General features: G+C 68.8%; 8 protein-coding genes. 7 read left to right on the top strand and 1 reads right to left on the bottom strand.

From position 1 onward, the window contains the following. Nucleotides 1–7: 7 nt before the first annotated feature. Nucleotides 8–2,125 carry an MMPL family transporter gene (locus EV649_RS10040; RefSeq protein ID WP_241997945.1) on the bottom strand — a complete coding sequence of 706 codons (2,118 nt, stop codon included), beginning with the start codon at nt 2,123–2,125 and terminating at the stop codon, nt 8–10. A 147-nt stretch (nt 2,126–2,272) separates the two neighbouring features. Between EV649_RS10040 and EV649_RS10035 the strand changes: the two genes are divergently transcribed. From EV649_RS10035 to EV649_RS10005, 7 genes are read left to right on the top strand one after another with little or no spacing between them, the layout of a single operon-like run. Further along, nucleotides 2,273–3,640 (top strand): MFS transporter, encoded by a 1,368-nt coding sequence (locus EV649_RS10035; RefSeq protein WP_130382698.1) that lies wholly within the window; start codon nt 2,273–2,275, stop codon nt 3,638–3,640. After that, entirely contained in the window at nt 3,637–5,757 is a 2,121-nt protein-coding gene (locus EV649_RS10030; protein ID WP_130382696.1) for a molybdopterin oxidoreductase family protein, read from the top strand. Before EV649_RS10035 ends, EV649_RS10030 begins: the two co-directional genes overlap by 4 nt. Then, a complete protein-coding gene (gene nirB / locus EV649_RS10025) occupies nt 5,754–9,641 on the top strand; it encodes a nitrite reductase large subunit NirB (protein WP_130382694.1) in 3,888 nt (1,295 codons plus the stop codon). Before EV649_RS10030 ends, nirB begins: the two co-directional genes overlap by 4 nt. Further along, a complete protein-coding gene (gene nirD / locus EV649_RS10020; protein ID WP_130382692.1) occupies nt 9,638–9,982 on the top strand; it encodes a nitrite reductase small subunit NirD in 345 nt (114 codons plus the stop codon). The genes nirB and nirD overlap by 4 nt, the downstream gene beginning before the upstream one ends. Then, nucleotides 9,972–11,099, top strand: coding sequence for a uroporphyrinogen-III synthase (locus tag EV649_RS10015; protein ID WP_130382690.1), 1,128 nt, complete (start codon nt 9,972–9,974; stop codon nt 11,097–11,099). The genes nirD and EV649_RS10015 overlap by 11 nt, the downstream gene beginning before the upstream one ends. Then, a complete protein-coding gene (locus EV649_RS10010; RefSeq protein ID WP_130382688.1) occupies nt 11,096–11,788 on the top strand; it encodes a sirohydrochlorin chelatase in 693 nt (230 codons plus the stop codon). Before EV649_RS10015 ends, EV649_RS10010 begins: the two co-directional genes overlap by 4 nt. Next, nucleotides 11,785–12,270, top strand: coding sequence for a hypothetical protein (locus EV649_RS10005; protein ID WP_130382686.1), 486 nt, complete (start codon nt 11,785–11,787; stop codon nt 12,268–12,270). Before EV649_RS10010 ends, EV649_RS10005 begins: the two co-directional genes overlap by 4 nt. The last annotated feature ends 87 nt before the right edge of the window (nt 12,271–12,357 follow it).

Raw genomic sequence — 12,357 nt, 5'->3', positions numbered from 1 at the left:
TCGCACCCTAGGACGCGGGTTTGCTGGGCCACCAGACTTTTTTGCCTAGGTCGTGGGCCAGGGAGGGAACTAGGAGGGAGCGGACGACGGTGGTGTCGAGGAGGACGCCGAAGGCGACCATGAAGGCTATTTGGGCGAGGAAGAGGATGGGGAGGACGGCCAGGGCGGAGAAGGTGGCGGCGAGGACTACGCCGGCGGAGGTGATGACGCCGCCGGTGACGGCCAGGCCGACCAGGATGCCGGGTCTGGTGCCGTGTTCCTGGGACTCCTCGCGGACGCGGGTCATCAGGAAGATCGAGTAGTCGATGCCCAGGGCAACCAGGAAGACGAACGCGTAGAGCGGGATGCCGGGGTCGGCGCCGGGGAACTTGAAGACGTGGTTGAACATCAGCGCGCTGACGCCGACGGTCGCGCCGAACGACAGGACGTTCGCGATCACCAGCAGGATCGCGGCGACCAGCGAACGCAGCAGCAGCATCAGGACGACGAAGATGACCGCGAGGATGGTCGGGATGATCACTCGCAGGTCGCGTTGCGCGGCGTCGAGTACGTCGAGGTTGATCGCGGTGTTGCCGCCGACCAGGATGTCGGGGCTGACCTTATCGAGCTCGGTCCGCAGGTGCTTGACCACCTTGGTCGCATCCGGTGAGTCGGCCTGCACCTTCAGGGTGGCCTGGACCAGTACCTTGCCGTCGACAACCTTCGGCGGTACGCCGGGAGCGACCGAGGCGGAGGCCCCGCCGACACCGTCGACCTGCGTCGCGGTCTGGACCACCTGATCGGCCAGAGCGACCGGGGTCAGGATCTGCACCGGCGTACCCGCTCCGGCGTCGAAGTGTTTGGCCAGCTGCTCCTGGCCGGTGACCGACTCGACCTTGTTCAGGAACAGGTCCTCCTGCGAGGTGCCGCTGGCCCTGAACGTCGGCAGGAACGCGGCGCAGGCGACCAAGGCGAGCGCCGAGATCGCCCAGACCCGCCGGGAGCGCCGGCCGACCAGGCCCGACACGCGTCCCCAGAGCCGGCGCCCGCCGACCTGGTCGCTGGAGTGCACATGGTCGACGCGCGGGATCGACGGCCAGAAGATCCGCCGGCCGAACGCGAGCAGGATCGCGGGCAGGAACGTCATCGACGCGATCAGCGCACCGGCGATCCCGAGCGCTCCGACCGGCCCGAGGCCCTTTGTACTGCCGAGCTGCGACAGCAGCAGACAGAGCAGACCGAGGATGACCGTCGCCGCGCTGGCCGCGATCGGCTCGATCGAGGCCCGCCACGCGACCCGCATCGCCTGAAACTTGCTGTCGTAGTCGTGCAGTTCCTCTTTGTAACGGGAGACGAGCAGCAGCGAGTAGTCGGTCGCAGCGCCGACGACCAGAATGAAGAGGATGCCCTGGCTCTGACCGTTCAGCTGCAGTACGCCGTTCTTCGCCAGCGGATAGACCACGAGTGCGGCGAGCGCGAGACCGAAGACCGCGGTGAGCAGTACGGCGACCGGGAGGATCGGGCTGCGGTACACGATCAGCAGGATCACGAACACGACCGCGAGCGCGACGCCGAGCAGGATCCCGTCGATCCCGCTGAACGCGACCACGAAGTCCGCGAACACCCCGCCCGGACCGGTGACGTAGACGGTGAGACCAGTTGGTGTGAGGTCTTGCTTGATGTCGGTCCGCAGGCCGTCCGCGACGGCGTACAGGACCGTTACGCCCTCGTCGACCACCTCGTCGGCGCGGTTCTGGTCGATCTGCACCGTGAGCAGCAGCGCCTTGCGGTCCTCCGACGGGACCGCCGGCGTGGCCGGACCGGCCAGGTAGTCGCCGAGCTTCTTGCCGGCGCCGAGATCGAGTGTGGGGAGCTTCGCCTGGAACGCCTTGACCTTGGCGAGGTCGTCGGCGGTGATCCCGGAGTCACGCTCGACCAGGACGAAGTACGGCAGCGCCCTGGAGTCGACGAACTTGGCGGTCTCGTTGGCGACCACCGTCGACTCGGCCTGTTTCGGAAGGAAGTTGGCGTTGTCGTTCTGCTGGACCTCGCTCAGCTTTCCGACCGCCGGTCCGCCAAGGGCGCCCAGCACGAGCCAAATGATGAGTACGGCGGCGATCCCCGCCCTCCACCTCCACCGGTTCACGCGGGAACAGTACCCGGAACCTCTCACCACCCCGCGACGGGTGTGCGGGAGCCGTTTCGGCGACGTAACAACAAGATGACTACGTGGAAACACCCCGGTCATAGCGTCCTGGCCTAATCAGTGAGGTCGGATGATCGGAGACTTGCGATGACGCTCGAGGCAGGACAAGCGGCTGTCGCCACCCGCGAAGGAAGTGGCGCGGTCGGCACGGTCGAGGCCCCGCGACGCGGGCGCTGGATCGATGTCTGGGATCCCGAGGACGCCACGTTCTGGGCCGGGAAGGGCCGGGCGCTGGCGCGGCGGAACCTGTGGCCCTCGATCTTCGCCGAGTTCCTCGGCTTCTCGGTGTGGCAGCTGTGGAGCATCGTCGTGGTGTCGATGCCGAGGGCGGGCTTCACCTACAGCACCGACCAGCTGTTCTGGCTGGTCGCGCTGCCGAGCCTGGTCGGTGCGACGCTGCGCTTGCCCTATACCTTCGCGGTTCCGAAGTTCGGCGGCCGCAACTGGACCATCGTGTCGGCGTTGTTGCTGCTGATCCCGGCAACCGGGCTCTCGTACTTCATGACCCAGCCGGACACACCGTTCTGGGTGATGGCCTTGATCGCGGCCACTGCGGGTGTCGGCGGCGGAAACTTCGCCAGCAGTATGACGAACATCTCGTTCTTCTACCCCGAGAAGGAGAAGGGCGCCGCGCTCGGCCTGAACGCGGCCGGTGGCAACCTGGGCGTCGCGGTGGTTCAGCTCACGGTTCCGATCGTGATCGTCGCCGGGGCCGGGCTGAGCCTGAACCGGGCCGGTCTGATGTGGATCCCGCTGATCCTCGTGGCCGCGGTCTGGGCCTGGAGGTCAATGGCCAACCTCTCCGCGGCAACCTCGTCGTTCCGTGCCTCGGTGCTCGCGGCGAAGCGGCCGCACACCTGGATCATCTCCTTCCTGTACATCGGCACCTTCGGCTCGTTCATCGGCTTCGGTGCAGCCTTCCCGTTGCTGATCAAGTCCACTTTCCCCGAGATCACGGTGGCGCACATCGCCTTCCTCGGTGCGCTGGTCGGGTCTGTCGCGCGGCCGTTCGGTGGCAAGCTGGCCGACAAGCTCGGCGGCGCGTGGGTGACGGTGTGCGCGTTCGTGGTGATGGGCCTCGGCATCCTGGCCGCGATCGTGTCGCTGAAGGCGGGCAGCTTCACCGCGTTCCTGATCAGCTTCCTGTGCCTGTTCGTCGCCAGCGGCGCGGGCAACGGATCGACGTACCGGATGATTCCGGCGGTCTTCCGGCTCACCACGCCGGGCGACCCGGGCCGGGCCCGGCGTGAGGCGGCGGCCTGTATCGGGATCGCGTCCGCGGTCGGCGCGTACGGCGGCTTCCTGGTCCCGCGTGGATTCGCGATGTCGACGAGCAACTTCGGCTCGCTGATCCCGGCGCTGTACGTGTTCTGCGGGTTCTACGTGGTCTGCCTCGCGGTGACGTACTTCTGCTACCTGCGCAAGGGTGGCCCGCTCACCCGGGAGCGCGTGTGACGGGAGTCTCGACTCATTGTCCGTACTGCGCTCTGCAGTGCGCCACCACGCTGCACCCGGTCGCGGGACCGGGTGCAGTGGAGGTGCGGCCGCGCGACTTTCCCACTAATCGCGGTGGGCTGTGTCGTAAGGGCTGGACGGCTCCCGAAGTACTCACGGTGCCGGACCGGCTCACCATGCCGCTGGTCCGCAATGCCGCGGGCGAGCTGGTGGAGACGAGTTGGGATGCAGCGCTGGATTTCGTTTCCGACCGGATCAAGGCGTTGCAGTCCGCTCACGGGCGGGACGCGATCGCCGTGTTCGGCGGCGGCGGGCTCACGAACGAGAAGGCGTACGCGCTGGGCAAGTTCGCCCGCGTGGCGCTGAAGACGGCGAACGTGGACTACAACGGCCGGTTCTGTATGTCGTCCGCGGCCGCGGCGACGAACCGGGCGTTCGGAATCGATCGCGGACTGCCGTTTCCGCTGGCCGATCTGGGTGGTGCCGGAGCCGTACTTCTGGTCGGCAGCAACATCGCGGAAACGATGCCGCCGGCGGTGGCGCATCTGCAGGGCGCACGCGACACGGGTGGACTTCTGGTCGTCGACCCGCGTCGCTCCGCAACTGCCGGACTGACTGAGGAAAACGCTGGAATTCACCTGCAGGCGACGCCTGGCACCGATCTCGCGTTGGTGCTCTCGCTGACCCACGTGGTGCTGCAGGAAGGGCTGGCGGATACTGCGTACCTGCAGGAGCGGACCGATGATCCGGATGCGCTCGTCCGTACGACGGCGTCCTGGTGGCCGGAGCGGGCCGAGCGGGTGACCGGCGTGCCGGCCGCGACGATTCGGCGGGCCGCGCGGGTCCTGGCGGCGGCTGCTCCGGTGCATGGTGGCGCCGGAGCGTTCATCCTGACGGGCCGCGGAGCCGAGCAGCACAGCAAGGGCACCGACACGGTGACCGCCTGCATCAACCTCGCGTTGGCGCTTGGCCTCCCGGGCCGGCTGGGCAGCGGGTATGGCTGCATCACCGGGCAGGGAAACGGGCAAGGCGGCCGGGAGCACGGGCAGAAGGCGGATCAGCTGCCTGGCTACCGGAGCATCGCGGACCCGGCGGCGCGTGCGTATGTCGCTGGTGTCTGGGGTGTGGATCCGGACGAGCTGCCGGGGCCGGGCAAGAGCGCGGTCGAGCTCATCAACTCCCTTGGTACGACGGGTGGTCCGAAGGCGCTGCTGGTGCACGGGAGCAACCTGCTCGTGTCGGCGCCGCACCTGTCGTCTGTCCGGGAACGCCTGGCGTCTCTCGATCTCCTGGTCGTCGCGGACGTTGTGCCGTCGGAAACGGCACTGCTCGCGGATGTCGTCTTTCCGGTCACGCAGTGGGCCGAGGAGGAGGGGACGATGACGTCCCTCGAAGGCCGGGTACTGCGGCGGCGCGCCGCGGTGGCCGTGCCGGGTGAGGTGCGGAGCGATCTCGCGGTGTTCGCGGGGATCGCCGAAAGGCTCGACGTACCAGGGTTTTCGACGGATCCGGCCGAGGTGTTCGAGGAGCTTCGGCGGGCGAGCGCCGGCGGGAAGGCCGACTACTCCGGGATCACCTGGGAGCGCTTGGACGCCGAAGAGGAGTTGTTCTGGCCGGTGCCGCACGAAGGGCATCCGGGGACGCCGCGGCTGTTTTCCGACGGATTTCCGACGGCGGACGGGCGGGCGCACGTCGTACCGGTCGACCACCGGCCGGTCGCGGACGATCTCAGCACGGAGGCACCGTTCTATCTGGTGACGGGGCGGTTGCTGCAGCACTACCAGAGTGGCGCGCAGACGCGGCGGGTTCCGGAGCTGGCCGAGGCCGAGCCGGAGGTGTACGCCGAGATTCATCCGCGGGTCGCGGCGCAGTTGGGGATCGCTGACGGGCGTCCGCTGCGGTTGCGGACCGCGCGCGGGTCGATGGTGCTGCCGGCTCGGGTGACGGCCGATGTGCGGCCGGACACCGTTTTCGTGCCGTTCCACTTCGGTGGGGCCGAGGCGGTCAACGAGTTGACCAACGACGCGCTCGACCCCGTGTCGCGGATGCCCGAGTTCAAGGCGTGTGCCGTCGAGGTCACCGCCGCTGCTCTGCCAGCGACGGGAGTTTCGGCATGAGAGTAGTGATCATCGGCGGTGGAATGGCCGGCCGGCGGCTGGCAGATCTGTTGCCGTCGTACGACGTCACGGTCCTGGGCGACGAGCCGTCGTACAACCGGGGCCGGCTGACCGAGTACGTCGCGGGTCGTGCGGACGTTGCTATCGGCAACGAGCCGGTAACGCGCGTGGTGGCGGTCGATCGGGTACGACAGGTGGTTACCGACGACGGTGGCCGGGAGCACCCGTACGACCGGTTGGTGTTCGCGACCGGTGCGGTGCCGGTGGTTCCGAAGGGCATCGAGGGCGGGCAGCTGCTGAGGTCCGCGGACGACGCACGGGCGCTGGTCGCGGCAACAGGCGCGGCCCGGCGGGCCGTCGTCCTCGGCGGCGGGGTGCTCGGAGTCGAGACGGCTTGTGCGCTGCGTGAACGTGGAGTCGCGGTCACGTTGGTGCACGACGGTGAAACCCTGCTGGACAAGACGATCCGCGCATCGGCCGGACGTCGCGTCACACGCGCGGTCCGGCGGCTCGGCGTCGAGGTCCTCCTCAACACGGAACTCGACGGAACGGAAACAAAGAACGGCCGTTTCCGCGCCCTCAGGCTGCGGAACGGCCGCCAGGTGTTCGGCGACCTGCTGGTCGTCGCGTGCGGTGTCCGGGCTCGCACCGACCTGGCAACCGGCCTGACGGTGCGCGACGGGATCGTCGTGGACAACACGCTGACCAGCCCGGACGACCCTCGGGTGCACGCGATCGGCGACTGTGCCGAGATCGACGGGCGCATCACCGGCACCGTCGACTCCGCGTGGAACCAGGCCGAGGCGCTGGCGAAGCACCTGATCAACGAGACGGCGCAGCTACCTGACTACGAGGTTGTGCGCGTGACGGCCGGCGGCCTTGACCTGCTTGTTCTTGGCGACAAGGACGAAGACGGGGCAGTGGTTCGGCTCGAGGACGAGACGCGGTATGTGCGGGCCGTTCTGCGGGACGGCGTGGTCCGGTCGGCGGTGGCGGTCGGTGCGCCGGAGGTCGCCGCGGAGCTGGTGCTCCTGGCGGACCGGGGTACGCCGGTGGTCGCGGACGGGCTGCTCGCGGAAAACGTTGTACCCAAGAAGAAAGTGGCGACCGTGTGCAGGTGCAACGGCGTCACCAGGGTCGCGATCGAAGCGGCCTGGCGTGGGGGTGCCGACAGTGTCGCCGGCATCGCCGCCACGACGCGGGCGACGACCGGGTGCGGAAGCTGCACCGGCGCCGTCGGCGAACTGCTCGACCGCTTCCGGCGCGGCGAGACCGAACCAGTCCCGAGCAGGAGGGCGACGATGGCAGAGCTGAACAAGGCCAAGCACGTGGTGGTGGTCGGTGGGGGTATGGTCGCGCACCGCCTGGTCGAGGCGCTGCGGCAGCGCGACACGGAGGTCGGCTACCGGATCACGGTCTTCGGCGAGGAGCCGCGGCTCCCGTACGACCGGGTCGCGCTGACCAGTTACTTCTCCGGCCGCGACCCGCAGGACCTGTCGCTCGGCGACCCGGACCTCTGGGACGACCCGGCGGTCAACCTCCGCAAGGGCGTGCAGATCACGTCGATCGACACCACGGCGAAGACCGTCACCACAGCGCGTGGCGAACAGGTCGGGTACGACGAACTCGTCCTGGCGACCGGCTCTGCGGCGTTCGTCCCGCCGGTGAAGAACAACGATGCACAGGGCTGTTTCGTCTACCGAACCATCGACGACGTCGCCGCGCTGCGCGTGTACGTCGAGCGGCTGAAGAGCGAAGGCAAGGACGTCAACGGCGTCGTCGTCGGCGGTGGTCTGCTCGGTCTGGAAGCGGCCGGCGCGCTGCGGGCGCTCGGCGCCGGCACCAAGGTCGTCGAGTTCGCGCCGCGGCTGATGCCGCTGCAGGTCGACGAGGGCGGCGGTTCCGCGCTGGCCCGGCTGATCGAGGGCCTCGACGTCGACGTACTGACCGGGACGGCGTGTCAGCGCGTGAAGCTCACCTCGCAAGGTGCGGCCCGCGCGATGGGCGTTGCCGACGGCCCCGATCTGCCGGCCGACGTGGTGGTCTTCGCGGCCGGTGTCCGGCCGCGTGACGAGCTCGGCCGTGAAGCCGGTCTGCAGATCGGCGAGCGCGGCGGTGTCGTGGTCGACGAAGCCTGCCGTACGTCCGTTCCTGGTGTCTGGGCGATCGGCGAAGTCGCTTGTATCGAAGGGCGCGTGTGGGGCCTGATCGCCCCCGGCTACACGATGGCCGAGATCGTTGCCGACCGGTTGCTCGGCGGCGAGGCGACGTTCCCGGGCGCGGACACGTCGACGAAGCTGAAGCTGCTCGGCGTCGACGTCGCGAGCTTCGGTGACGCGTTCGGCGCCACCGAGGGAGCGCTGGACATCGTGTACGCCGACCCGGTGGCCGGTGTCTACAAGAAGCTCGTGCTGTCCGACGACGCCCGTACCCTGCTCGGCGGCATCCTGGTCGGCGACGCGTCGGCGTACTCCGGACTGCGGCCGATGGTCGGCCGGGAGCTCGGCGCGGACCCGGCGGCCTTCCTGCTGCCCGAGGGTGCCGGTCCGGTGCAGCTCGAGCTGCCCGACGACGCGCCGGTGTGCTCGTGCAACAACGTGTCCGCGGGCACGATCCGCTGCGCGGTCCGCGACGAGGGCTGCAGCGACATCAAGTCAGTGTGCGGGCAGACCAAGGCCGGTACGTCGTGCGGATCGTGTCTGCCGATCGTCAAGAATCTCCTCAACACCGAGCTCACCAAGGCCGGAGTCGAGGTCAGCAAGGCGCTGTGTGAGCACTTCGCGCTGTCGAGGGCCGAGCTGTTCGACGTCGTCCGGATCACCGAGCTGCGAACATTCAGCGAGATCGTCGAGCGGCACGGCACCGGTCGCGGGTGCGACATCTGCAAGCCGGTGGTCGGCTCCATCCTGGCGAGTCTGGACCCGGCCGGTCACGTGCTCGAGGGCGAGCGCGCGACGCTGCAGGACACCAACGACCACGTCATGGCCAACATGCAGAAGGACGGCACGTACTCCGTCGTACCGCGGATCCCCGGCGGTGAGATCACGCCGGAGGGACTGATCACGATCGGCGAGGTGGCGCGCGACTTCGGGCTCTACACGAAGATCACCGGCGGCCAGCGGGTCGACCTGTTCGGGGCCCGGATCGAGCAGCTGCCGGCGATCTGGACGCGCTTGGTGGACGCGGGCTTCGAGTCGGGACATGCGTACGGCAAGGCGCTGCGGACCGTGAAGTCGTGCGTCGGGTCGACCTGGTGCCGGTACGGCGTACAGGACTCGGTCGGGATGGCGATCGCGCTGGAGCTGCGGTACCGCGGGCTGCGGTCGCCGCACAAGCTCAAGCTCGGTGTCTCCGGCTGTGCGCGGGAGTGTGCGGAGGCGCGCGGCAAGGACGTCGGCGTGATCGCGACCGAGAAGGGCTGGAACCTGTACGTCGGCGGCAACGGCGGTATGACGCCGCGGCACGCCGAGCTGCTCGCCTCGGATCTGACCGACGAGGAGCTGTTCCAGGCGATCGACCGTTTCCTCATGTACTACATCCGCACCGGCGATCGCCTGCAGCGGACGGCGGTGTGGATGCGCGAGCTCGAGGGCGGCCTCGATCACGTGCGCGCCGTCGTACTCGAGGACAGCCTCGGGATCGCCGCCGACCTGGACGCGGCGATGGCCAAGCACGTCGACTCGTACGTCGACGAGTGGCAGGCGACGCTGAACGATCCCGGCAAGCTGGCCCGGTTCGTGTCGTTCGTGAACGCGCCGGACCAGCCCGACGCCGACCTGCGGTACGTGGTCGAGCGCAACCAGCCGCGCCCGGCCACCTCGGCCGAACGCGGGCAGCTGGAGCCGGTGCTGCTGGCCGGCCCCCGATTGGAGGTACGTCGATGACCATGACCAGTGTCGGGCACACGGTGGTCTGCGCGTTCGAGGCACTGCTGCCGGAGCGTGGGGTCGCTGCCCTGCTCGGGGACGTGCAGATCGCGTTGTTCCGCACCCACGACAACGAGGTGTTTGCCATCGGCAACCAGGATCCCTTCAGCGGGGCGAACGTGATGTCGCGAGGCATCGTCGGCAGCCGCGGCGACGTACCGACGGTGGCGTCGCCGATGTTCAAGCAGGTCTTCGATCTGCGTACCGGGGCGTGCCTGGACGACCCGGAGGTGTCGCTGCCGGTGTACCCGGTCGAGATCGTCGACGGACAGGTCGTGGTGGGTCCAGGTGACTACTAGGCCGGGGCCGCTGAGCGGCTGCACGATCGCCATCACGGCGCATCGGCGTGCGGAGGACCTGATCGCGTCGTTCGAGCGGCGCGGTGCGAAGGTGCTGCACGCGCCGACGCTGCAGATCGTGCCGGTCGCCGACGACCACGCGCTGATCGAGGCGACCCGGCGGGTGATCGCGAACCCGCCGGACGACGTCGTGGTCACCACCGCGGTCGGGTTCCGCGGCTGGATCGAGGCGGCCGACACCGCCGGTCTCGCCGCGGACCTGCTGGGCACGTTGGAGCAGTCGCGGATCCTCGCGCGCGGTCCTAAGGCGCGTGGAGCGATCCGCGCGGCCGGGCTGGTCGAGCACTGGTCGGCGCGGTCGGAGACGACGGCCGAAGTGGTCGAATGGCTGCGCACGCAAGGCGTTGTGGGGCGGAAGATCGTCGTACAGCTGCATGGGCTGTCGGATCCTGCGTTGCAGGAGGCGTTGCGGTCGGCCGGCGGGTCGGTGCGTGGGCTGGAGGTGTACCGGTGGGGTCCGGCTCCCGATGCGGCTGTCGTGGAGCGGATGATCTCGCAGGTGTGCGCGGGGACCGTCGACGCCGTCGTACACACGTCGGCGCCGGGTGCGCAGGCGATGCTCGACGCGGCGGCGTTGAACGGGCAGTACGACGACCTCACGTCGGCGCTGCGGACCGGGCGGGTGCTGAACGCCTGCGTCGGTCCGGTGACCGCGGGACCGTTCGGGGCGTTGGGACTGGACCCGTTGGTGCCGGACCGGTACCGGTTGGGTGCGCTGATCCGGATCGTGACCGATCGACTCACCGACGACAACGCGCGGTCCATCGAGACGGCGTTCGGCCAGTTGGTGATCCGAGGCGGCGCGGCGGTGCTGGACGGCGTCGTACTGCCGCTCGGTCCTGGGCCGCGTGCTGTCCTGGCGGCGCTGGTCGCGGCCGGGGGAGATGTGGTGTCGCGTCCTGAGTTGCTGGCAGTCCTGCCTGGTGCGGAGGACGTTCATGCTGTCGAGGTGACGGTCAACCGCTTGCGGACTGCTGTCGGGCGTCCTGAGTTGGTGCGCACGGTTGTCCGTCGCGGTTATCGGTTGGCCGTTGAGCCTGCGGGAGTTCCGACATGACTGATCTTGTGGCAGTAGCCCACGGTACGGCGGATCCGCGCGGGATCCGGGTGGTGCACGAACTGGTTCGGGAGATGGCTCGTCAACGGCCGGATCTTCCTATTTCATTGGGGTTTGTTGATCTGCTGACGCCGGCGCTTCCGTCTCTTGTTCGTCGCATCACCACGGATGCCTCGGACGCTGTCGTCGTACCGCTTCTGCTGAGTTCTGGCTATCACGTGTACGTCGACGTTGCGGCCGAAGCTCAGCGCTACCCCGGGCGAGTTCATGCGGCCAGTGCCCTTGGTCCTGATCCCGTGCTGGTCGAGATCCTCGCCGACCGCCTCGGCAACCTGTCCCGCATCGACCGGGTAGTCCTGGCCGCGGCCGGGTCCTCCGACCCCCGAGCGCTCCTCGACTGCGCGGAGACAGCCGCGCTGTTGGCAGACCGCATCGACCGGCCGGTGACGATCGGCTACCTCTCCGGAGCCGGCGAACGCCTCCCAACCGTCCTCGCCCGAACCCCGGGCCGCGTCGCCGTAGCGACGTACCTCCTAGCCCCCGGCTTCTTCGCCAACCACGCCCGCCACCTCGCAGCCCCGCACCCCGTCTCCCCACCCTTGGGCCCCGACCCCCGCCTCGCTACCCTCGCCCTGCACCGCTACGAGGAAGCCGTCAGCCGTCTGTCTGCTCTATCGTCTTGCGCGTGAAGTACTGCTGCCCGCTGGCCTACTACTGCCCCGAACGCGAGGCATGCACCTGCTATCGCCACGGCGGCACCGAACCGTGCTGCACGGACGAACAGGCACATGAATGCCTCCAGGACATGTACGGCGCCGAGGACGACATGTCGATCGGCGACGGGTTCATGTGCGCCCGCTGCGGCAACTACGCGATGACGGGCCTGGAGCACGAACCGCCGTCCGAACCGGGGTATCCGGTCAAAGGCACGCCGGCGACCGCCGACGACCGGCTGGTGTTCGTGATCGACGACGTGAACGACGTCGTCGGCCACAACGACCTCCTGCTGGTGGGGCGCGTCCTTGCAGGTGTCGTCACCCGCGAGGCGATCCTGCGCACGTACCAGGAGGCTGCCGTCTGTGTGCTCGCGGTCGAGCCCTCGGGGGATCAGGTAACTCTCCTCGTCACCACCGACGTCCCACTGACACCCGGCCACTACCTGACGGTGTGACGCCGAGCTGATTGCGTGTGGCGGCCGACCTGGGGAGGATTTCCTGCCCGATTTGGCAGGAAATCCTCCCCAAGTCCGGTCTTGCTG

This window comes from Kribbella sp. VKM Ac-2569, from assembly GCF_004216905.1.
Classification (GTDB): Bacteria; Actinomycetota; Actinomycetes; order Propionibacteriales; family Kribbellaceae; genus Kribbella.
This window is presented reverse-complemented; position numbering and strand designations above follow the sequence as displayed.